Source organism: Burkholderia sp. Bp9099 (genome assembly GCF_003857805.1).
Classification (GTDB): domain Bacteria; phylum Pseudomonadota; class Gammaproteobacteria; order Burkholderiales; family Burkholderiaceae; genus Burkholderia.
On record NZ_QTPU01000001.1, the window covers coordinates 301869 to 322804 of the forward strand.

Below are 20936 nucleotides of genomic sequence, written 5' to 3' on the forward strand. Positions count from 1 at the left end.
GCCATGCCGATCTCCGCCGCCGACGTGATTCAACAGTTCGATCTGCAACCGCACCCCGAGGGCGGCTATTTCCGCGAAACCTACCGCGCGGCCGATACGGTCGTGCGTCCGGCCGACGGCGCCTCGCGTGCGGCGTCGACCGCGATCTACTACCTGTTGTGCGACGGCGCGTATTCATCGTGGCACCGGATCCGTTCCGACGAGGTCTGGCATTTCTACGCGGGCGATCCGCTCGAAGTATGGGTGCTCGACGAGCGCGACGGCCTGACGATCCACCGGCTCGGCAACCCGCTCACGCACCCGGGCACCGTATTCCAGGCGGTCGTGCCGGCCGGGCGCTGGTTCGGCGCGCGCTGCGCCTCGCCGGAGCACGTCGCGCTCGTCGGCTGCACGGTTGCGCCGGGGTTCGAGTTTGCGGAATTCGAACTCGCGGACGCGACGGCGCTGGCCGCCGCATTCCCCGAGTATGCGGAATACGTCGCGGGGCTCGCGCAGCGCTCCGACGCGTGAGTGCGCCGGCGGCCATGCCGGCCGCACCGAGCCGCCTTCGACGGCAGCCGTTCCGCGCGGCCGCGGCCAAACCCGTTTAGAATGCACGGTGGTGCAGGATCGGCCGCGGACGTGCCGTGGCGATCGCTGCTTGCCGTATCGACGGCCGCCCCCGTCGCACGGTCCGCATGTCTTCCAGGAGCGCCGCCGTGTGGCACTTTCCCATCGCGATTCCCTCGTCGCTCGGCCCGTGGGCCGTGTTCGCGAGCGTACTGATCACGCAGCTCGGCGTGCCGGTGCCGGCCGTGCCGATGCTGATCCTCGGCGGTACGATGGCGGCGATGGGGCAGGCGTCCTGGGCGAGCATGTTCGTGGCGGCGATCGGCGCGGCGATGCTCGCCGATTCGCTGTGGTTCTTCATGGGCCGCACGCGCGGTCGGCGCTTGCTGAACGGGCTCGTGCGATTCTCGCTGTCGCTCGACACGACGCTGCGCTTCGCGCGTAATGTATTCGAAAGATACGGCGCGCCGCTGCTCGTCCTCTCCAAATTCCTGCCGGGCCTCGGCCTCGTGTCGGCGCCGCTGCTCGGCACGACCGCGATCGGCGTCGGCGTGTTCCTGTTCTGGGATCTGGCCGGCGCGTCGCTGTGGGCCGCGTTCTGGCTCATCGGCGGCGCGGCCGTGCACGACCAGATCGTCCAGTTCGTGCTGTGGGTGCGCGCGAGCGGCGGCACGATCCTCGACGCGTTCCTCGCGATCTTCATCACGTTCCTGCTGTACCGCTGGGTGCGCCGCGTGCAGTTCCGCCGCTACCTCGCGCAAGTGCGCATCTCCCCGCCGCAACTCGTCGAGATGATGACGTCGAACGAGCCGCCGCTGATCTTCGATGCGCGGCCGCGCGCGATTCGCGAACGCGAGCCGTACCGGATTGCCGGTGCGGTGCCGGTCGATCTCGATTCGCCGGACCTGCTGGATCCGGAACTGCTGAAGCGGCCGATCGTCGTGTATTGCGTGTGCCCGAACGAGGCGACCGCGAAGCGCCTGATCGCGAAGATGCAGCGCAAGAAGATGCTGCACAACATCAAGGCGCTGAAGGGCGGCCTCGACGCGTGGGAGAAGCACGGCTATCCGGTCGAGCCGCTGCCGGCCGATCTCGATTCATCGAGGTATTTCGTGCGGCCGGAACATGCGGCGCTCGCAGGCGAATATACGGTGCGCGCGACGTTGTCGAAGTGAGTCGTGCGCGGGATTCCGTTCATGACGGAAAGTGTCCGAAGCGTGCACCCAATTCGTGTGTGGTCCCGAACAGCCCAAGCGGATCAGTCCCTTTGCCAACACGTCGTGAAGGTGGAATAAATCTGCAGGGGCATACGCGGGATGCGCGTCGATCAGCCGGCCTTTCTGGGTTCTTTCTTTTTGTCGCGGCTCGCAGACCAGATGCTGCTCTTTCTGGTGCCGCTCGTCGTCTTTCAGGTCACTCGGAAAGCGACGTGGTCCGGGCTCGCCTTTTTCGTCGAGGCGTTCCCGCGATTCATCGCCTTTCCGGTCTGTGGCGCACTGAGCGACCGTGTGTCACCGATCCGCGTGCTGCGAGCGAGCCAGACCAGCCGGGCCGTCGCTTGCGTGATCGGCATCGCCGGCTATGTCGCCTGGAGCGGAATCGGATGGCTGATCGCATTGTCCGCCGTATGCGGCGCACTCACGAGCCAAGGTCTCGTCGCTCGTGAGGTGTTGCTGCCGCAGATCTTTCCGCAGCAGCGCTTCGAAAAAGTGTTGTCCTATACGCAGCTCGCCGATCAGCTGGGCGTCGTGCTTGGACCGATCGTCGCGGCGGCGCTGCTTGGGTATCGCGACTGGGAGTGGGCTGTCGCTTCCGCGGCGCTGCTGTTTGTCTCGGCGGATTTGCTGGCATTCGTCTGGCAACGGACCAGCACGGCACGCGTTGCGCCTCCGGAACGCTCGGTGGGGCCGTGGTATGCACCGTTCGGTGTGGCGCTGAAGCATGTCGTCACGCTGCCGGGGCTGTTGCGGCTGATCCTGCTCGCAGCGGCGGAAAACCTCGTGATCGGGACGACACTTGCGACGTCGGCTGCGATGGTCACCGGTGCGTTTCGGCAGTCCGGCGATTTCTATGCCGGACTGCAGATCACGGGTGCCGTCGCGACAGTCGCGATCCTGCTGTTCGTCGCGCGTATCGAGGTAGCGCGCGAGCGGCTCGGCATCGTCGCATTCGTCGCGATCGCGGCTGGCGGTCTCGCGATGGGCATGGCCGGCTCGATTGCGATGTACGTCGCCGGTTTCCTTTTGGTCATCGGTTTCGACAAGATGTTCAACGTGTACATACGCAGCGCCCGGCAGGCCATCATTCCCCCTCGGGACTATGGCAAGACGACGGGCGTCATCGTCCTGCTGAATAACGCGACGCAGCCGCTTGCCGGGCTGCTTGTGGGGCTCTTCTCCGGTCACGGGCGCGTTGCGCTCGTCGTGACGCTGACCTCGATCGGCATGGCAATACTCGGTGGCGCGGTCATTGCCGTTGGCGCCGGCCGGCCGCGATCGACTGCGCGCGTTTCGGACTGACGCGGCGGTGCCGCAAGGAGTACGGCGCTGGCGACGCGAAACCGGTGTTCGGCGCGGTGCGAGATGAAGTCGCTGCATTCCCGGACGTGATCGTGACCGGGGCGGGGCAGGCGCTCGAACCCGGATGCGGGGTGATCGTAATCTCGCTGCATCGACCGGATCGAGCCTGACGGGTGTCGACAGGGTCGACAGTCCGGCCGTTATCGAAGTAAACGTGGTGCGTGATCCTGATCGCGCAGATGCGCTTTCGCCGCACGCTGTCGGCCGACAGGATCGCGCGCCTGCCGATCCGCGTGCCGTTCTATCCGCTCGGCTCGTTCGTCGCACTCGGGTTTCTCGCGCTGGTCGTCGTGCTGATGGCGTTCTCGCCGGATACGCGCGTCGCGCTCGTGATCGGCCCGGTCTGGATCGTGCTGCTCGGCATCGCATACGCGGTGTTCCATGCGAACCGGGCGAGCGCGCCCGCGTCGACGAAGTCGTAAGCCAAGCGGCCGAAAGTCGCCGCGCCGCGCGCCGCACAGGCGTGCGCGGCGCATCGCGGCCCGCACGGGTATTGATCGCGATCATGCACGTGCGGGCCGGACGACATATGCTGTCTGAATCGCTTGTCCGCGCTTCGCGTGGCCGTCCGCCGATCCGCGCGACCGCGTCGGCCGTCCGTCCGCCGTTCGTCGTTCGCCGCTGCCTGCGCGAAGCTCCGGTCGTCGTTCGCGACGACGCGTCCGCAAGGAGGCTTTCGCCATGCAGTCCACCCCGACCATCCCGCCGCTCGCGCGGATCTCGCTGGCCGTCGATCTGACGCCGGAGTCGCTGTCCGCCGCGCGCTACACGCGCACGCTGCTGCGTCCCGGCATGCAGGTGCGCATCGTCTGCGCAATCGACAATCCGCGTCTCGTGCTGCCCGACATCCCGCGCGTCGACGCGCTGCTGACCTCCGCGCGCGAGGAGATGACGCGTGAAGCTCAGGCGACGCTCGAACGCATCGCGGAACTGTTCGCCGGCAGCGGCGTGGGGATCGAGCAGATGATCATCGATACGTCGCTCACGGGCGGCACGGTGGCCGATGCGCTCGCGAACGACACGTCGGCATGGCACGCCGACGTGCTCGTGGTCGGCGCCAATCCGCACCATGGGCTGCTGCGGCTCGTCGAGGGGGCGGTGTCCGACACGCTGGCCGCGCGCGCGCGCTGCGCGCTGCTGATCGTGCCCGCCGACTATGTGCGGCCGTCGGACGGGCCGCTGCAGCGCCTGATGTTCGCGGTCGACGGCAGCGAGCCGTCGCTGCACGCGGTGCGCGTCGGGCTCGGCTTCGCGGTGCCGACGACGCTGCTGTACGCGGCCTATGTCGTCGATCGCGCGGTGCGTCTGACGGATCTCGTGCCGGTGCGCGCGCTCGAGGATGCGTATCGCGCGGAGGGCGAGGATGCGCTGGCGCGGATCGGTCCGCTGTTCCATGCAACGGGGAACCCGACCAAGCGCGGCATCGTCGAAACCCGTCCGACCAGCGACGACGTCGCCCATGCGCTGATGCGCGACGCGGTGCACTGGCATGCGGAACTGCTGGTGGTCGGCACGCACGGCCGGCGCGGCATCGCGGCCTGGCTGATCGGCAGCGTGGCGCGCCGGGTCGCGCATCTCGCGCAGGTGCCGGTGCTGCTCGTGCGCGAGGCCGGGTGAGGATTGCGCTGCGACGAATGCGAAGCGGACTTTCATTGACCTGCATCAGAAACGTCGCGCGTTTTGCATGAGATAGTCGCACGAGGTGCGTGTGCATGCGGCGGATGGTCCGTCGTCCGTACCCGACGCCGCGATTCGACACGTCGGTCCGGAACCGCGCGAACCGGCGCATGTCCGACGCCGTTGCGATTCAGCCGATTTCCGGAGCCGTGCCGCGCAGCGCATCGCGCATCGGCCGATCACGAACTCTCTGGCACGAGGGTAGGCAGCCGGCGGCTGCCTTGGATAACGGACGGGGTGCATTGCACCCCGTCCGCTTTCCTGGCCCCGTGCTGACTCTTTTCCTCGCAGGTATTGTCTTCGTCGATGTCGCCGTGTGGAACGGCGCGTGATGCCACGCGATCGCGCGATCGCGGATTCGGTGTGGATCGCGGCATGCGCTGCGCGTCCGGCGCGATGCCGCAGCCTTCACGCGGCCGCGTGCGGCGTCGGCTGCGTGAAGGCCCCGCGTTCAGGCCTTTACGCGGCGCGAGGCGCTCGCAGGTCGCGCTGGCGGTGCGCGTCGCGGCATACGCATGCACCGCGACGCACGCCATGCAGTCGGCCTCGTCCGCCAGGCGTGCGATTGCGCAGCCGCGGCCAGCCGGGGCGCGTCTTGCGGCGCTGCCTCACGACGACCGTTGCGCCGGCACCGGCCCGCGCGCGGAGCGCCGCGGCGAACCGCTGCAGCGCGAGCACCGATCCCGCGACGCTCTGGTACTTTTCGCGGCCGATCTGCCCGTCGAGCGTGACGAGCAAGCCCGATTCGCGCGCGAGTGCGAGCAACGCGTCGAGATCTTCCGGCGGGCGTATTGCGGGCGGCACGGCGGTCGTGGCCAGCATGCGCGTGCGCCGATGTCCGTCCCGCGCCGGGAAGTTGCGATGAATCATGATGGGTCTCCCTGCGCCCGACCCCGCGTGCCGGCTCGAGGGCCGGCTGAGCGATGACCGGGTATGAACGCGTCGTTCATGACATCAGTATCCGCCGCGGAGACCGCGCTGCCAATCGGTGCGTGCTGAAGTCGCTGTCAGACGTTGCGTGCGAGGTATCGGAATCCGCTGACACGTCGGACCGGCGAGCCGCCGCTGCGGCGCGAGGCGGGCAGGCGGGCAGGCGCGATGTGCGGCGCCCCGATCCGGTGCATTCGAACAGACGAATCGCGGCCGTCGCGCGTCGCTTGACGCAGGACTTTCGCGGGTCTAAGGTCCCACACTGCATCGGCATCGCGCGACGGTTCATCGTCCGAGCGGTCGCACGGTGCCGCGCCTCGGGGTGGCGTGACAATCCTTCCAGTCGTTCGCGGGCCCTGGGCGCCGCGAATCCTGCGCGCGGGCCGGTTCGGCAACGGATCGGCGCGGCGGCACGCAAGGTGCCGTTGATCGCGCGCAACCACGCTTCGGCGCATCGTACGCCGGGCGGCTGTCCAGCCTTTAATCTTCCGATAGCGTCATGTTTTCCTTTCGTTCCTCGACCGTCAGGAGCCCGTCGATGTCACAGGACAATTTGCTTGATGCCTTGAAGGCCGTCGCCGCAGAGCGCGCGATCGGCGCCGATCAGTTGCGCACGATGCTCGACGATGAAGTGCGAGCGTTGTCGTCCGATGCCCGCGTGCACGATTACATCCACGTGTTCGCGATCCGCCACCTGCGCGAACGGATGCGCAGGCAGGACGAACTCGAGCGCGACACGCCGGCCAGTACGCCGCGCGACGAGCCGGATACGCGTACCGGCCGCCGTCTGTAAGGGACGATCGGCGCGACCGGCGCCGCGGTGCCTCATGACAGCGGAAGGCCCCTGAGCGCCGCGCGCGCCTCCGGCACCGGCACCGCTGCACGCCTGCATGCCGACAACGCGCCTGCCTGCCGGTCGCGCCTTTCTTCATATATTTGACCGAATCGACACAACGGCCTCAAGTAAGCGGCGCGGATGCCGTATACCCGGTGAATTCGTCCACCGGGCGTTCGCGCTCCCTTACCGAGTCGTTGCCATGTTCTCGTCCATCCGCACCCGCATCCTTGCCGCGTGCGTCGCCATCGTCGTGTTCGCGCTCGTCGCCACCACGCTGATCAATTACTTCATCGCACGCGCGTACAACAACGACGCGATAGACCGCAACCTGACCTCCGTCGCGAGCGGCCACGTGGTCGGCATCGGCGACTGGGTCGCGACGAAAAGCCGGATGATCGCGTCGTTGCAGGACGCCGCGCTGTCGCCCGATCCGCTGCCGGTGTTCAAGCAGATGGCCGCGGCGGGCGGCTTCACGAACGTCTACGCGGGCTATGCCGACAAGGTGTTCCATTTCTCCGACCCGACCGGCATTCCGCCCGACTACGACCCGACCGGCCGTCCGTGGTACAAGCAGGCCGCCCAGGCCGGCAAGCCGGTCGTCACGCCGCCGTACGTCGATGCGGGCACCGGCAACCTGGTCGTCACGTTCGCGGTGCCGATCCTGCGCGACGGTGCGCTGAAGGGCGTCGTCGCCGCCGACGTCGCGATGGACAGCGTGATCGCGAACGTGAAGTCGATCCACCCGACGCCCGCGAGCTTCGGGATGTTGATCGACAGCAGCGGCCACGTCGTCGCGCATCCTGACGCGAAGCTCACGCTGAAGCCGGTCGCCGACGTGTCGCCCGACCTCGGCGGCATCGGCGCCGCGACGCTGGCGGCGTCGAGCGCGCCGGTCGAAGTGCACGTCGGCGGCGACGCGAAGCTGGTGCGCGCGCAAGCGGTGCCGGGCACTGACTGGTACGCACTGGTCCTGCTCGACAAATCGGAAGCGACGGCCGGGATGCGCTCGCTGCTGACCGCGTCGCTGATCACGCTGGTGGTGATCGTCGGCGTCGCGTCGCTGATCGTCGGCGCGATCACGACGACCGCGTTCCGCCGCCTGTCTCAGGTGCGTCAGGCGATGGCGTCGATCGGCTCGGGCACGGGCGACCTGACGCAGCGCCTGCCGGCCGACGGCCGCGACGAGGTGGCCGATATCGCGCGCTCGTTCAACAGCTTCGTCGACAAGCTGAACGACGTGATGCGGCAGATCCGCGACGCGAGCGAATCGGTGCGCACGGCCGCGAACGAAATCGCCGCGGGCAACCAGGACCTGTCGTCGCGCACCGAATCGGCGGCGGCGAGCCTCGAGGAAACGGCCGCGTCGATGGAAGAAATCACCGCGACGGTCGGCCAGTCGGCGGCCGCTGCCGGCCAGGCCGACGAACGCGCGGCCGCGGCGTCGCGGATCGCGTCGCACGGCGGCGTGGTCGTATCGGACGTCGTGTCGACGATGGAGAAGATCGAGGAAGCGTCGGGCCGGATCGGCGACATCATCGGCGTGATCGACGGGATCGCGTTCCAGACCAACATCCTAGCGCTGAACGCGGCCGTCGAAGCGGCGCGTGCCGGCGAGCAGGGCCGCGGTTTCGCGGTCGTCGCGCAGGAGGTGCGCAGTCTCGCGCAACGCAGCGCGCAGGCCGCGCGCGAGGTGAAGGTGCTGGTCGAATCGACGGTGGCGAGCGTGTCGGCCGGGTCGGGGCAGGTGCGCCAGGCCGGCGAGACGATGCGCGAGATCGTGTCGAACGTCGCCAACGTGACGACGATCATCTCCGAGATCACGCACGCGGCGAACGAGCAGACGCGCGGCATCCAGGAAGTGAACCGCGCGGTCACCCAGCTCGACGAAATGGTGCAGCAGAACGCGGCGCTCGTCGAACAGTCGACCGCGGCCGCGACCGCGCTGCAGACGCAGGCGAACGCGCTCGCGACGACGGTCGGGCAGTTCAAGGTCGCATGACCTGCGCCGGTTGACGCAGGGCGCGCCGCGGCGCGCGGCGGCGCTCAGGGGCGGCCGTCGTCGCGCATCAGCGCGAGCCGGTTGTAGAGCGTCTTCAGGCTGATGCCGAGCGCTTTCGCGGCTTGCGGCTTGTTGCCGTCGAAGTGCTGCAGCGTCGCCGCGATGAAACGTTGCTGCGCATGGTGCAGCGTCGCGCCGAGCGGCAGCGCCATCGCGTCGTCCGACGTGTGGTCGGGCGGCGCTGCCGGCCTCGGCAACGCGACGTCGATGCCGTCGTCCGCGAGGATGTACGCGCGCTCGATCGTGTTGTGCAGCTCGCGCACGTTGCCCGGCCACGAATAGGCGCGCAGCGCGGCGATCGCCGCGTCGGTCAGCCGCTTGTGCGAGCGGTGCCGCGCGTTGAGCGCATCGACGAACTCATGCGCGATCGCCTCGACGTCGCCGCTGCGCTGGCGCAGCGGCGGCACATACAGCGCGAACGCGGCGAGGCGGTAGAACAGGTCCTCGCGCAGCCGGCCGTCGCGCACGGCATCGGCTGGATTGTGGCGGGTCGCCGACACGATGCGCACGTCGAGTGGAATCGAGTCGGTGCCGCCGACCCGCATGATCGTGTTCGATTCGAGCGCCCGCAGCAGCTTCACCTGCAGCGACGCGGGCATCTCCGCGATCTCGTCGAGCAACAGCGTGCCGCCGCACGCGGCTTCGAAAAACCCCTCCCGTTGCGCGATCGCGCCGGTGAAGCTGCCTTTTTCGTGACCGAACAATTGCGCTTCGGCGATGTCCGCCGGAATCGCGCCGCAGTTGACGGGCACGAACGGCCCGTCGCGTCGCGCGCTGAGGTCGTGCAGCCGGCGCGCGACGATATCCTTGCCGACCCCGCTTTCGCCGGCAATCATCACGCTGGCGCGGGTCGGAGCGATTTTCTCGATACGGCCGAGCAGCGTGCGCATCGCCGCGGAGCGGCCGGACAGCCGGCGCGCGTCGGCGCCTTGCTTCGGACGGTTTGCGGATTCAGCCATAAGCGTCGGCGGCCCGTTTTGAAAATCGGCACCGCACGTTCCCTTCATTGCAATATCTATCATCGACAGCGAAACCGCACGGAAGGTGCCGCGATTTAGAAATTTACAATGTCTGGTGCGGTGATCGAAGAAATACGCGATCACGGGGGCACGATGCCGACAGGCGGCAGCCGACACCGCGTGTCGATGCTTTTTTGCAGCCGACCGATGAAAAATCGCAAGTCGGCAGCGCCCGCGTTCCGCGCAAACGCGGCGGGGCGGCCGAGCGATGCGGCGCGGCGGCACGCGCAGCGCGGGCCGCGCCGCGAAGCCGCCGCGCGGCCGTGCCGCGGGTACGCGCGTTGCGCCGGCCCTTGGGCTCGCCCCCGAACGCTCGACGGCACATGCCGGCCGCCGAGGCGGGAGCCGTCGAGCGACGGTCGCCGGGGCGATGCAGGGACACGATGAGGATCCTTACCCGTGAACTGTTCCGGCAGGGCGCATGGGTCGTGCTGGCCGTCGGGGTGGCGTCCGCGCTGCAGGCGTGGGCGATGCACGTCGTCGGCGTACATGCACCGTTTGCACAGCTGCCTTTCTACGCCGGTGTTGCGGCTGCGGCCTGGCTGACGTCGTTCGGCGGCGGCCTGGCCGCGATCGCCGCGAGCGCGGTCGTGATCGGCGCGTTGGGCTGGCGCGAGGTGACGCTGCCCGCGCTGCTCGCGCAGGCCGGCGCCTTCGTCGCGATCGGTTTCGTCGAATGCGTGCTCGTGATGGTAATCAAGCCGCTGCTCGCAAACGATCGGCTGCACGGGGCCGAGGATGTGGAGGAAAACGACGCACGCGTGCCGCGCCGCGAACCGGCACCCGCGGCGCGCTCGCTCGACGACATCCTGCTGCGCCGTGTGGTCGATGCGTCGCCCGACGCGATCGTCGGCGTCGATGCGGTCCGGCGGATCACGAGCTGGAACCCGGCCGCGCGGCGCCTGTTCGGCATCGATGCCGCGGCGGTGATCGGCCACGACGTCACGACGCTGATCGCGCCGCGCTGGCTGCGATTGCATCCGGTCCCCACGTCGTTCGCGAACGCGCGCGCCCCCGCCGGCCCGCTCGACATTCTGTGCCTGCGCCACGACGGCGGCCGCTTTCGCGCGACCTTCGTGGCGGCGCCGATCGTCGACGCGCAAGGCAACTGCACCGGCATGTCGATGACGCTGCGCGAAGCGCGCGATCGCCGCCGAAGCGAGCGGCGCAACCTGCGTTCGTTACGCGGTGCGCGTGACGCGCGCGTGCAGGCCGACGAGTCGAACCGGCTGAAGGACGAACTGCTCGCCACCGTATCGCATGAACTGCGCACGCCGCTGAACGTGATCTACGGCTGGGTCGAGGTGATGCGCAGCGCCGACGGCCAGAGCTTCGCTCACCAGGCGATCGATGCGATCGACCGCAGCGCACGCTCGCTGTCGCGGATGGTCGGCGACCTGCTCGACGCCTCGTCGCTCGCGACGGGGCGGATGCGGCTCGAGCGCGCGCCCGTCGATCTCGTGCGCGTCGTGCGGGAGGCGGTGCGCGAACTCGGCGCGACGGCGGAGGCGAACGGTCTCGAACTGTCGATCGCGTGCGCGATGTCCAACTGCGTGATCTCCGCGGACGGCGAGCGGGTGCGCCAGATGCTGTCGAACCTGCTGTCGAACGCGATCAAGTTCACGCCGCCGGGCGGCAGCATCAAGGTGTCCCTGACCCGGGTCGGCGCGCGCGTGCGGCTGTCGGTCGCCGATACCGGCCAAGGCATTTCGGCGGAACGCCTGCCGCATCTGTTCGATACGTTCAACCGGCCGGAAGGCGCGTCGGCCTCGCCCAAGCGTGGGCTCGGACTCGGCCTGTCGATCGTGCGCAACATCGCACGGCTCCACGGCGGCGAGGTGACGGCTGCGAGCGATGGCGCCGGGCGCGGCACGACCGTGACCGTGATGCTGCCGGTGGACTGGGGCGCCGACATGCCGAACGGCCAGCCGTTACGGCCGAGCGGTGCGTCGACGGCGGTCGCGCTCGACGGCCGGCGCGTGCTGGTGGTCGATGACGATGCGACGTCGCGCGCGAGCCTCGCGGCGGCGCTCGAAACGCTCGGTGCACAGGTGTCGACCGCGCAATCGGGGCGCGACGCGCTCGACGTGGTCGCGCGGCAGCACCCGAGCGTCGTGCTGTCGGATCTCGCGATGCCGGACGGCGACGGCTTCTGGCTGCTCGACCACATCCGCCATTTGCCGAACGGCAGCGGGCGCCTGCCCGTCGTCGCGGTGACCGCGCATGCGGGTGCGGCGGACCGGAACCGCGTGATGGCCGCCGGCTTCGACGCGTATCTGTGCAAGCCGGTCGACATGTCGACGCTGGCCAGCGTCATCGTCGACGTGTCGAGCGCCGAGCGGCATCGCTGACGCGCGGCGGCCTCCGCATCCCGCGCCAGGCGGCACGATGAAGGGATCGAACCTTGCCCGGCGCATCGGCTCCCGGCGGCAGGCCGAGTCGACGGGCGGCGTACCCGACGAGCGGCGACGCGCGACCGCGATTCGGGTCGTGCAAGACATCGACGGTGCGCGCGCGGTGTGTGCGATAGGCTGCGGATCCGCGGGAGGTCACGTGACACGACGTTCGCTGAGCACACGCTGGCGACCGGCGCATTGTGGATCGAGCGTGTCGAGGGTGCATGGAGCAAAGGCGCGTTGACCGATTTCCCGCGTCCGCGCATCGTCCCGCATGACGGGCCGGTTGCCGCGTTCGGCAGGGCCGATCCGTCGACCGATACGGAGGTCCGGATGAAAACGAGCGACAGGAATCTCCGCCGAGCCACCGCGGTTGCCGCCATCGTGTGCCTGCTGGGATCGGGTGCGCTCGCGGTGTTGCGCGTGCCGGCGTTCGCGCCGGCGCATGCGCAGGCGCCGCCGGCATCGTCCGTTCAGGTCGCGCCGGGCGTCGTCAGTCCCGGCGCGACCGCCGACGAGGCGGACATGACGCGGCGGCCGAGCGGCATCGACGCCGAATTCATCGACAAGGCGGGCATCGTCGGCAAGACGGAGCTGCAGGCGAGCAAGCTCGCGCTCGACCGGTCGTCGAATCCGCGCGTGAAGGCCTTCGCGCGCCGGATGATCGACGATCACGTTCGCATGACCGCGGAATTGCGCCGGCTCGGCACGCAAAAGGGCTTGCCCGTGCAGACGCGGATGCTGGTCGATCCGGCGGTGAATGCGCTGCGAAGCAAGAGTGGCCATGCGTTCGAAAAGGGGTACATCGAGCTGGCGGGACCGAACGCGCACGACGCGGCGATCCGGCTCTACTCAGCCGAGGCGCGCGACGGCCACGACCCGCAGCTTCGCGCGTTCGCGGTCAATGCGCTGCCGACGCTGAAGGCGCACCTGAGCGCCGCGCGCGCACTCGAGCGTGCGATCGCGGCCGCGCACTGATCCGCACGGCGATCCGCGCGCCCCGGCGCGTCCGTCAGTGCGGCCGCGTGTCGCTTTCCGGTCCCTCCGGCGACGCCTCGAAGGGCGGCGCATCGAGTACCGTTTCGCCTTCCTCGATCAGCCAGTACGGCGATGCGCCGTAGTACGCGTGCAGCCCCTCGGCCCAGGCGGGATCGGCCATCGTCGGCCAGCGGTCTTTCTCGAAGCCGGGCGCGTCGCGCACGCGCTCGGTCGAAACGGGCAGCACGAAGCAGCGGCGCCCGGCGTCGAGCGTCAGCACGTTCCACGGCACCGCGAGCAGCTTGTCGCCGATCCCGAGCAACCCGCCCGACGACACGACCGCATACGCGATCCGGCCCGAGCGGATATCGAGCATGATGTTCGTGATCTTGCCGATGTCGTCGCCGTCCAGCGTCAGCACGCGATCGTCTTCCAGCGTGCTGGCGGCCATCACGTCCGGCCCCGGCCCGCCGGCCGAACGGCCGCGGTCGCCGACGATGCGCGCCTGCGTGCGCGACGGTCTGTCCGTTGTCATCGCTGTTCTCCTGGTCGAAGCGGCGCGGCGCACACGGCGCGCGGGCCGGGTGAGGGCCGCGGTCAGCGGCGGCGCGGCAGGGACACGTCCTCGAGCGTGTTCGCCAGCTCGTCGCGCGCCGGGCCGCCCGCGCGTGTCGCGATGTCGCCCAGCGACACGATGCCGACGATCTGGTGATTGGCGTCGAGCACCGGCATCCGGTGCAACTGCACGTCGGCCATCCGCTGCTGGACGTCGCCGACGCCGTCATCTTCCACGCACCACTGCACCGGCGCGGATGCGACCACCTTCACCGGGGTATCGGACGAATGCCCGTGCGACAGCGCTCGCACTGCGAGGTCGCGGTCCGTCACGATCGCGACGAGCCCGGTGTCGTCGCAGACCGGCAGCACGCCGATGTCGAAGCGCTGCATCAATTCGGCCGCATGGCGAATCGTGTCGGTCGGCGCGACGCAGACCACGTCGCGCGACATGATTTCATTGACGCGATACATGAACGCCTCCTTCGTGAACGAGACGACATGGAAGCAGAACGCGTGCCGCGTTCAATCGGCACAGGCCGGGCCTGGGCGGCCGGGCCACGGAGAAATTTGCCAGCCGGCTTGTACATCTTCCACGGCGGCAGCCGCGGCCCGGCCGCGAGCGACGCTCAGTGGCCGACGCCCGTCATCACGACGATTGCGAGGACCAGCGCACTCTCGATCGCGGCGAGCGCCGCGACGCCTGCGGCGCCGCTGACTTCGTGCCATGCACGTTCGATGCGTTTCATCACTTCACTCCGGTTGGGCCGGCCGGGCGACGCTACGCTGCCGCGCATCGCGGGCCGGGGTGCCGCCGTCAGCCGTGATCGCGGGGCGGTGGCGGGGCGTCGGGCGCGCGACGTTCGCGTTCGCCGGACGGCCTGGCGGGGTCGATGCGGGTCGCACCGCCGACGGCGGGCGGATCGCTGGCCGGGAACGTCTCCTCGAGCCCTTCGTCGATGCGCTCTTCCGTCTTGTCGTCGGACGGCTTGCGCGACGTGGCCAGGGAGAGCGGGCTGGCAGCCGGTGACACGGCGTCTCGGCTACCGGGGGCGGATGCGGTCATGATCGAACCTCCTTATGGGTACGAGGGGTGCAAGCACCGTACCCGCGCAGCGCGGGCGGCATGACGCTTGCAGCCGTCGAGCCGGCCGAGCGGGCTGAGACGTGGCCGGCCCGCCGCCGGCGTGGACGAGAGGACATCGTGATGAATGAACCCAGGGAAAGAATACGTTACGACGCGAACGTGTGCGGCGGCGATTTCAGTCAAGTGCGCGAGCGTTTCGACACATGGAAGCGCGAATCGCAGATCCACCGGCCCGAGCGGCGCATGTTCGACGGGAAGGACGAGGTTCGCGAGCTGAACCCTACTGTCTACGCGGGGCCGGAAAGCGCACGGCGGGCGCTCGCCGCGCGATGCGCGCCGTCCGATCGATTCGCACTCGCGGCGCGCCTCGCCGCCGAAGGGCGCACGCTGTGGCTGGTGATGGCGGCCTACGATGCATGACCGGTGCGCGGCTGCCCACCGGGCAGGCACGCCGCTTGCGCGCGCTCGCCGCACCCATCGACACGCGCGAGCCGCCGCGCAGGAGCGACATGAGTACACGATCCATGCTGCACCGTCCGGAGCCGACGCCCGACTTCGATCCCGATCCGGCGCTGCCCGAGCACGACGATCCGTTCGATCCGCCCGTGCCCCCGGGCCTGCCGCAAGGCGATCCGCCGTCGCAGCCGCCGCCGATGCGGATGCCGGGCGAGGGCAGCGAACCGCGGCCGGCCGCGCGATGATCAAAAGGAGGACCATCATGGACATTCACGTGCAATCGCCCGAAAAGCGCGCGATCGCCCAGGTGCTGGGCCGCTATTTCGAGTCGCGTTCATTGCGTTACCACATCGAGGAGTTGCCGGGCGGCGTGCTGCATATCGGCTTTCGCGCGAGCGGGCGCCCGGTCGCCGTCACCGTGTCGTTCGACGACACCGCCTACGACACCTACACGCACTGGGACGCGAGCCAGAAGCAGCTCGCGCTCGGGCGTCTCGCGGACGGCTTCTCGCGCATGATGGCGAAGCGCAGCCCGGCCGCGCTCGCCGGCGACTATCACGTCGAGCGTTTCTGATTCCGCAACCCTGCGCCGGTTCATGCCGGAATACGGCAAAGTGCCCGCGTTCAACGGGCGCTTTGCGGCTTCGCGCGCGCCAGCGTAGGATGTTCACAATTCAGCGCACGCTACGTTCGCGCCGTCGGCTGCTCGCCGTTGCAGCCGGCCAGGCTGCGACGCGCTTTCCCTCAGGTTCGTTTCGTGCAACCGACGGAGACCGCCTTGATGACAGTTGCCCGCCCGTTGTTGTCGCCCGGCACCCGCCGGTTCGTGTCCGGCCTGTCGGCCTTCGCCGCGCTCGCGGCGGCCGGTGCCCGCGACGCGTCGGCCCAGACGCCGTCGCCGCTCGGCGAATGGCAATACTCGGCGGGCGTCCCGCTGCAGAAACTGTTCAGCCCGACCGTCCCCACGTGGCAGGTCAGCGTCGGCGCGGCGATGACGCTGCAGCCGCGCTACGCGGGGTCCGATCGCTATCGCGTGATGGGCGGCCCGAATCTCGACGTGCGCTATCGCGACCTGTTCTTCCTGTCGACGGGCGACGGGCTCGGCGCGAACGTGTTGCGCGGGCCCAACTGGCGCGTGAGCCTGTCGGTCGGCTATGACCTCGGGCGCCGCTCGGCCGACGACCTCGACCACCTGAACGGGCTCGACAACATCAACGCGGCGCCGGTGATGAAGCTCGCGGCCGACTACGTGATCTCGAAGGATTTTCCGCTCGTGCTGCGCGCGGATGTGCGGCGCAGCATCGGCGGCTCGAACGGCTGGGTCGGCGATTTCTCCGCGTACATGCCGATGCCGGGCAGCAACGAACACTTCTTCTGGTTCGCCGGGCCGACCGTGTCGTTCGCCGATTCGCGCTACATGAACAGCTGGTTCGGCGTGCCCGCGGGGGCGTCCGCGCGCTCGGGGCTGCCGGCCTATTCGTCGGGCGCGGGGATGAAGTCGTTCGGCGCGGGCGTGACGATGGTGTGGTTCGTCAACAAGCACTGGTTCGTGACGATGGACGGCGCGATCGAACAGCTCGTCGGCCGCGCACGGCGCAGCCCGATCACGCAGCAGTCGACGAACGGCGTGTTCGACATGTCGGTGAATTACCAGTTCTGACCGGATCGGCGCCGGCGGGGCAGCCGCATGGCGGTGCGCGGCATGCGGCATTTTTCGTCACATTTGATATGATTCCGACCTGTACAAACGTACAGTGATCGATCCCCGTGACGCCTGCATCGCCGACGCCCCCGGCGTTTTACTACCTGACCAATTTCGAACGCGCGCTGGCCTGGCTCGGCGAGCGTTACGACGACCTGCTCGATGCGAGCGAACATGCGTTTCTCGCGCATTTCGCGCAGTTGCCGAAAGGGTCGCGTGCGTTGCTCGTGCGGATGCTGATGCGCAGCGGCGCCGACTTCCGCGCGAGCAAGCTCGTGTACGACGAAATCGGCAGCACGCTCGACGCGGCCGCGCCGCTCGTCGAGCTCGGCTGGGTCGATCCGGCACCCGCGCTCACGCTCGACGAGTTGTTCCTGCTGTCGACCAAGGCCGACCTGCTGAAGATGTTCCCGTCGCTCGCGGCGCACGCGGGCGAGCGCAAGCCCGAGTGGCTCGAGCGGCTGCGGCCCGCGCACGACGTGGCGCAACCGCTCGACGCATGGTGCGCGCAGGCCGACGATTGCGTGCTGCGCGTGACGGTCGGCGCGCTGTGCGACCGCCTGCGGCTGATGTTCTTCGGCAATCTTCATCAGGACTGGAGCGAATTCGTGCTCGCCGATCTCGGCGTGTTCCAGTACGAAAGCGTGCCGTTCGCGCCGTCGTCGCGCGCGTTCCAGCAGCGCGACGACGTCGACGCGTATCTCGCGCTGCAGACCTGCCGAGAAGCACTCGACGCATGGCCCGACGACCAGCCGTTCGACGATCTGCTGCAGGCGATCGACGCGGTCGGCTGCGCGCAGCCGTGGCTCGCGACGCGCCGCGCGAAGCTGCTGTTCACGCTCGGGCAGACCTGCGAGCGCCGCGCCGACTGGGCTGCCGCGCTCGACGCGTATGCGCGCAGCGCGTGGCCGGGCAGCCGGCACCGGCGCATTCGCGTGCTTGAACGCTGCGGCCGCGACACCGATGCGCTCGCGCTGGCGCTCGATGCGCGAGGCGGCTTCGAAAGCGACGAGGAGCGCCAGCGCGTCGAGCGGATGCTGCCGCGCCTGCAGCGCCGTCTCGGGCAGCGGGTCGAACGCGCGGGCGGCACGCCCGAGGTGCCGCGCGAGACGCTCGTGCTGATGCGCCCTGAAGCGTTCGTCAGCGTCGAATACGCGGTGCGCGACCATCTTGCGCAGCCCGATGCGCCGGTTCACTACGTCGAGAACACGCTGATCAATTCGCTGTTCGGCCTGCTGTGCTGGGAGCCCGTGTTCGCGGCCGTGCCCGGCGCGTTCTTTCACCCGTTCCAGCGCGGCCCGGCCGACCTGCACGCGCCCGATTTCGCCGTGCGCCGCACGGACGCGTTCGCCGCCTGTTTCGCGCAACTCGACTCGGGCGCGTACCGCGACACGATCCGCCGGCACTTCGCGACGAAGACGGGGCTGCAATCGCCGTTCGTGTTCTGGGGCGTGCTGACCGGCGAACTGCTCGACGAGGCGCTGGCCTGCCTGCCGCCCGAGCACCTGCGGCTGTGGTTCACGCGCCTGCTCGCGGATATCCGCGGCAACCGCTCGGGGCTGCCCGATCTCGTCCGTTTCTGGCCCGGCGAGCGGCGCTATGAATTGATCGAGGTGAAGGGCCCCGGCGACCGGCTGCAGGACAACCAGACGCGCTGGCTCGCGTACTGCCTCGCGCACGGCATGCCGGTGCGTGTCGTCGATGTCGAATGGGCCGGAGCCGGTGTCGAGCAGGCCGAAGCGGCGGGGTTGTCCGCATGAGCTACGTCGTCGCGGTGCGGGCGATGTGCGAATTCACCGCGCGGCGCGGCGATCTCGACCTGCGCTTCACGCCCGCGCCGACCGCGCTCGAAGGCATTGCCGGCCACGGCGCCGTCACGTCGAAGCGCGGCGCGCGCTACGAAACCGAGATCGCGTTGACCGGCACGTGGGGCACGCTCACCGTGCGCGGGCGCGCGGACGGCTACGACCCGGTCGCGAACCGGCTCGAGGAGATCAAGACCTACCGCGGCAACCTCGACGCGATGCCGGCCAATCATCGCGCGCTGCACTGGGCGCAGGCGAAGGTCTATGCGCACCTGATGTGCGACGCACGCGGACTCGCGGAAATCGACGTCGCGCTCGTGTATTTCGACATCGTGTCGGAGCGCGAGACCGTGCTGACCGAGACGCTCGGCGCAAGCGCGCTCGCCGCGTTCTTCGCCGAGCAGTGCGCGTGCTTCGTCGGCTGGGCCGAGCGCGAGACCGCGCACCGCTCGGCCCGCGATGCGGCGCTGCGCGCGCTGACGTTTCCGCACGGCCGATTCCGCAGCGGCCAGCGCGAGCTGGCCGTGTCCGTCTATCGCGCGGCGCGCGACGAGCGCTGCCTGATGGCGCAGGCGCCGACCGGCATCGGCAAGACGCTCGGCACGGTGTTTCCGCTGCTGAAGGCGTGCGGCGAGGGCGAGCTCGATCACGTGTTTTTCCTGACCGCGAAGACGCCTGGCCGCGCGCTCGCGCTGGAAGCGGCGACCACGCTCGGCGCCGGCACGCCGGCGCTGCCGCTGCGCGTGCTGGAGCTCGTCGCGCGCGACAAGGCGTGCGAGCATCCCGACCGCGCGTGTCACGGTGAATCGTGCCCGCTTGCGCAAGGCTTCTACGACCGCCTGCCGGCGGCGCGCGACGCGGCGATCGGCGCGGGGCTGCTCGATCGCGATACCGTGCGCGAGGCGGCGCTCGCGCACGACGTCTGTCCGTACTATCTCGCGCAGGAGCTGGCGCGCTGGTCGGACATGGTGATCGGCGACTACAACTACTACTACGACGGCAGCGCGATGCTGCATACGCTCGCGCAGCAGAACCAGTGGCGCGTCGGCGTGCTCGTCGACGAGGCGCACAACCTGCTCGATCGAGCCCGCAAGATGTATAGCGCATCGCTCGACCCGTTCGCATTCGCGGCCGCGCGCGAGGCGGCGCCCGCGGCACTGCGCAAGGCGTTCGACCGGCTCGCGCGCGCGTGGGGCACGCTCAATCGCGCACAGGCCGCGCGCTATGCGGCATACCCCGAGATTCCGGGGCCGATCGTGTCGGCCGTGCAGAACCTCGTCGCGGCGATCGGCGAACACCTGACCGATGCGCCGCGCGCGAACGGCGACGCGCTGCTGCGCTTTCATTTCGAGGCGATCCAGTTCGGCGTGCTCGCCGATGCGTTCGACGGCGCGTCGATCTTCGACGCGACGCTGCACGGCGAGCCGCTGCCGCGCCAGGCCGGGCTCGACGGCGTCGCACCGGCCGGGCGCCGGCGCCGCATCCAGTCGATGCTGTGCGTGCGCAACGTGATTCCGGCCGGCTTTCTCGCGCCGCGTTACGACGCCGCGCGCGCGACCGTGCTGTTTTCCGGCACGTTGAGCCCGTTTCATTTCTATCGCGACACGCTCGGGTTGCCGGCCGACACCGGCTGGCTAGACGTCGACGGGCCGTTCCGCGCCGAGCAACTGACCGTGCGCGTCGCGAGCCACGTATCGACGCGCTGGCGCGACCGCGACCGTTCGCTCGAACCGATCGTGGACCTGATCGCCGCGCAGTATGCGACACGGCCCGGCAACTACCTCGGTTTCCTCAGCAGCTTCGACTATCTCGGGCGCGTCGTCGCGCTGATGCAGACGCGTCATCCGGACGTGCCCGTGTGGGCCCAGGCGCCCGGCATGGCCGAAAGCGAGCGCGACGCGTTTCTCGCGCGCTTCGACGCGGGCGGGCGCGGAGTCGGCTTCGCGGTGCTGGGCGGTGCGTTCTCGGAAGGCGTGGATCTCGTCGGCGAGCGGCTGATCGGCGCGTTCATCGCGACGCTCGGGCTGCCGCAGGTCAACGATGTCAACGAACAGATGCGGCGCGCGATGGAGGCGCGCTTCGGCAACGGGTACGACTACATGTATCTGTACCCGGGCCTGCAGAAGGTCGTGCAGGCGGCCGGGCGCGTGATCCGCACCGAACACGACGAGGGCGTCGTGCATCTGATCGACGATCGTTACCGGCGGCGGGAGGTGCGCGATCTGTTGCCGCGGTGGTGGCGGATCGGGTGACGGGCGTGACGGATGTCGTGCGCGGGATGTCGTGCGCGCGGCTCGCGTGAATCC

19 protein-coding genes and 1 pseudogene are annotated in these 20936 nt (G+C 69.4%); 15 read left to right on the top strand and 5 right to left on the bottom strand.

Translation table 11 applies throughout. The features are described 5' to 3' along the window. Positions 1 to 3 precede the first annotated feature (3 nt). The 5 genes and pseudogenes from DIE17_RS01330 (at position 4) to DIE17_RS01350 (ending at position 4745) form a co-directional block, all read left to right on the top strand. Entirely contained in the window at positions 4 to 510 is a 507-nt protein-coding gene (locus DIE17_RS01330) for a cupin domain-containing protein (protein WP_124920576.1), read from the top strand. A 188-nt stretch (positions 511 to 698) separates the two neighbouring features. Continuing rightward, positions 699 to 1724: a DedA family protein/thiosulfate sulfurtransferase GlpE gene (locus DIE17_RS01335; protein WP_124519578.1), complete on the top strand. Its 1026-nt coding sequence runs from the start codon at positions 699 to 701 to the stop codon at positions 1722 to 1724. Positions 1725 to 1865: 141 nt separating this feature from the next. After that, on the top strand, positions 1866 to 3068 hold the full coding sequence (locus DIE17_RS01340) for an MFS transporter (RefSeq protein ID WP_124920577.1): 1203 nt from the start codon (positions 1866 to 1868) through the stop codon (positions 3066 to 3068). 212 nt (positions 3069 to 3280) lie between these two features. Then, a pseudogene (locus tag DIE17_RS01345) lies at positions 3281 to 3550 on the top strand (amino acid permease); the annotation flags it as partial. A 259-nt stretch (positions 3551 to 3809) separates the two neighbouring features. Next, positions 3810 to 4745, top strand: a complete 936-nt coding sequence (locus tag DIE17_RS01350) for a universal stress protein (protein WP_124920578.1) — start codon at positions 3810 to 3812, stop codon at positions 4743 to 4745. A gap of 519 nt (positions 4746 to 5264) precedes the next feature. On the opposite strand, the gene DIE17_RS01355 is transcribed toward DIE17_RS01350, so the two are convergent. After that, positions 5265 to 5675, bottom strand: a complete 411-nt coding sequence (locus tag DIE17_RS01355; protein WP_124920579.1) for a hypothetical protein — start codon at positions 5673 to 5675, stop codon at positions 5265 to 5267. Positions 5676 to 6273: 598 nt separating this feature from the next. On the opposite strand from DIE17_RS01355, the gene DIE17_RS01360 reads away from it, so the two are divergent. Beyond that, the gene (locus DIE17_RS01360; RefSeq protein ID WP_124484851.1) at positions 6274 to 6528 is read left to right on the top strand and encodes a DUF3562 domain-containing protein; all 255 of its coding nucleotides are present in this window, start codon (positions 6274 to 6276) and stop codon (positions 6526 to 6528) included. A 244-nt stretch (positions 6529 to 6772) separates the two neighbouring features. Continuing rightward, positions 6773 to 8572, top strand: a complete 1800-nt coding sequence (locus DIE17_RS01365; RefSeq protein ID WP_124484850.1) for a methyl-accepting chemotaxis protein — start codon at positions 6773 to 6775, stop codon at positions 8570 to 8572. 44 nt (positions 8573 to 8616) lie between these two features. Here the strand turns inward: DIE17_RS01365 and DIE17_RS01370 are convergent, their stop codons facing one another. Next, positions 8617 to 9654, bottom strand: a complete 1038-nt coding sequence (locus tag DIE17_RS01370; RefSeq protein ID WP_124920580.1) for a sigma-54-dependent Fis family transcriptional regulator — start codon at positions 9652 to 9654, stop codon at positions 8617 to 8619. A gap of 380 nt (positions 9655 to 10034) precedes the next feature. Here DIE17_RS01370 and DIE17_RS01375 point away from each other — a divergent pair, with 380 nt between their 5' ends. Beyond that, complete coding sequence (locus tag DIE17_RS01375) at positions 10035 to 12002, top strand: ATP-binding protein (RefSeq protein WP_124920581.1); 1968 nt, start codon at positions 10035 to 10037, stop codon at positions 12000 to 12002. 378 nt (positions 12003 to 12380) lie between these two features. After that, positions 12381 to 13025, top strand: a complete 645-nt coding sequence (locus tag DIE17_RS01380; protein WP_124920582.1) for a DUF4142 domain-containing protein — start codon at positions 12381 to 12383, stop codon at positions 13023 to 13025. A gap of 34 nt (positions 13026 to 13059) precedes the next feature. Here the strand turns inward: DIE17_RS01380 and DIE17_RS01385 are convergent, their stop codons facing one another. From DIE17_RS01385 to DIE17_RS01395, 3 genes are all read right to left on the bottom strand, one after another. Continuing rightward, positions 13060 to 13560 carry a PRC-barrel domain-containing protein gene (locus DIE17_RS01385; RefSeq protein ID WP_124484847.1) on the bottom strand — a complete coding sequence of 167 codons (501 nt, stop codon included), beginning with the start codon at positions 13558 to 13560 and terminating at the stop codon, positions 13060 to 13062. Between the two features lie 62 nt (positions 13561 to 13622). Continuing rightward, positions 13623 to 14054, bottom strand: coding sequence for a CBS domain-containing protein (locus DIE17_RS01390; RefSeq protein WP_044843097.1), 432 nt, complete (start codon positions 14052 to 14054; stop codon positions 13623 to 13625). Between the two features lie 343 nt (positions 14055 to 14397). Further along, positions 14398 to 14646, bottom strand: a complete 249-nt coding sequence (locus tag DIE17_RS01395) for a hypothetical protein (protein ID WP_124519570.1) — start codon at positions 14644 to 14646, stop codon at positions 14398 to 14400. 141 nt (positions 14647 to 14787) lie between these two features. Between DIE17_RS01395 and DIE17_RS01400 the strand changes: the two genes are divergently transcribed. From DIE17_RS01400 to DIE17_RS01425, 6 genes are all read left to right on the top strand, one after another. Continuing rightward, positions 14788 to 15087: a hypothetical protein gene (locus DIE17_RS01400; protein ID WP_124519568.1), complete on the top strand. Its 300-nt coding sequence runs from the start codon at positions 14788 to 14790 to the stop codon at positions 15085 to 15087. Between the two features lie 89 nt (positions 15088 to 15176). Then, a complete protein-coding gene (locus tag DIE17_RS01405) occupies positions 15177 to 15368 on the top strand; it encodes a hypothetical protein (protein WP_124920583.1) in 192 nt (63 codons plus the stop codon). A 17-nt stretch (positions 15369 to 15385) separates the two neighbouring features. Next, a complete protein-coding gene (locus tag DIE17_RS01410; RefSeq protein ID WP_124920584.1) occupies positions 15386 to 15697 on the top strand; it encodes a hypothetical protein in 312 nt (103 codons plus the stop codon). A 207-nt stretch (positions 15698 to 15904) separates the two neighbouring features. Beyond that, positions 15905 to 16783, top strand: coding sequence for a MipA/OmpV family protein (locus DIE17_RS01415; RefSeq protein ID WP_044843101.1), 879 nt, complete (start codon positions 15905 to 15907; stop codon positions 16781 to 16783). Between the two features lie 107 nt (positions 16784 to 16890). Further along, positions 16891 to 18585: a VRR-NUC domain-containing protein gene (locus DIE17_RS01420; protein WP_124920585.1), complete on the top strand. Its 1695-nt coding sequence runs from the start codon at positions 16891 to 16893 to the stop codon at positions 18583 to 18585. Next, on the top strand, positions 18582 to 20882 hold the full coding sequence (locus DIE17_RS01425; protein ID WP_124920586.1) for an ATP-dependent DNA helicase: 2301 nt from the start codon (positions 18582 to 18584) through the stop codon (positions 20880 to 20882). The genes DIE17_RS01420 and DIE17_RS01425 overlap by 4 nt, the downstream gene beginning before the upstream one ends. Positions 20883 to 20936 lie beyond the last annotated feature (54 nt).

Bases quoted from the DNA above. Each gene is read 5' to 3' on its own strand.
- DIE17_RS01410 (WP_124920584.1), top strand. From the start codon at position 15,386: ATGGACATTCACGTGCAATCGCCCGAAAAGCGCGCGATCGCCCAGGTG.
- DIE17_RS01330 (WP_124920576.1), top strand. From the start codon at position 4: ATGCCGATCTCCGCCGCCGACGTGATTCAACAGTTCGATCTGCAACCG.
- DIE17_RS01360 (WP_124484851.1), top strand. From the start codon at position 6,274: ATGTCACAGGACAATTTGCTTGATGCCTTGAAGGCCGTCGCCGCAGAG.
- DIE17_RS01375 (WP_124920581.1), top strand. From the start codon at position 10,035: ATGAGGATCCTTACCCGTGAACTGTTCCGGCAGGGCGCATGGGTCGTG.
- DIE17_RS01350 (WP_124920578.1), top strand. From the start codon at position 3,810: ATGCAGTCCACCCCGACCATCCCGCCGCTCGCGCGGATCTCGCTGGCC.
- DIE17_RS01385 (WP_124484847.1), bottom strand. From the start codon at position 13,560: ATGACAACGGACAGACCGTCGCGCACGCAGGCGCGCATCGTCGGCGAC.
- DIE17_RS01425 (WP_124920586.1), top strand. From the start codon at position 18,582: ATGAGCTACGTCGTCGCGGTGCGGGCGATGTGCGAATTCACCGCGCGG.
- DIE17_RS01355 (WP_124920579.1), bottom strand. From the start codon at position 5,675: ATGATTCATCGCAACTTCCCGGCGCGGGACGGACATCGGCGCACGCGC.
- DIE17_RS01415 (WP_044843101.1), top strand. From the start codon at position 15,905: ATGACAGTTGCCCGCCCGTTGTTGTCGCCCGGCACCCGCCGGTTCGTG.
- DIE17_RS01405 (WP_124920583.1), top strand. From the start codon at position 15,177: ATGAGTACACGATCCATGCTGCACCGTCCGGAGCCGACGCCCGACTTC.
- DIE17_RS01400 (WP_124519568.1), top strand. From the start codon at position 14,788: ATGAATGAACCCAGGGAAAGAATACGTTACGACGCGAACGTGTGCGGC.
- DIE17_RS01390 (WP_044843097.1), bottom strand. From the start codon at position 14,054: ATGTATCGCGTCAATGAAATCATGTCGCGCGACGTGGTCTGCGTCGCG.
- DIE17_RS01380 (WP_124920582.1), top strand. From the start codon at position 12,381: ATGAAAACGAGCGACAGGAATCTCCGCCGAGCCACCGCGGTTGCCGCC.
- DIE17_RS01340 (WP_124920577.1), top strand. From the start codon at position 1,866: ATGCGCGTCGATCAGCCGGCCTTTCTGGGTTCTTTCTTTTTGTCGCGG.
- DIE17_RS01395 (WP_124519570.1), bottom strand. From the start codon at position 14,646: ATGACCGCATCCGCCCCCGGTAGCCGAGACGCCGTGTCACCGGCTGCC.
- DIE17_RS01365 (WP_124484850.1), top strand. From the start codon at position 6,773: ATGTTCTCGTCCATCCGCACCCGCATCCTTGCCGCGTGCGTCGCCATC.
- DIE17_RS01370 (WP_124920580.1), bottom strand. From the start codon at position 9,654: ATGATAGATATTGCAATGAAGGGAACGTGCGGTGCCGATTTTCAAAAC.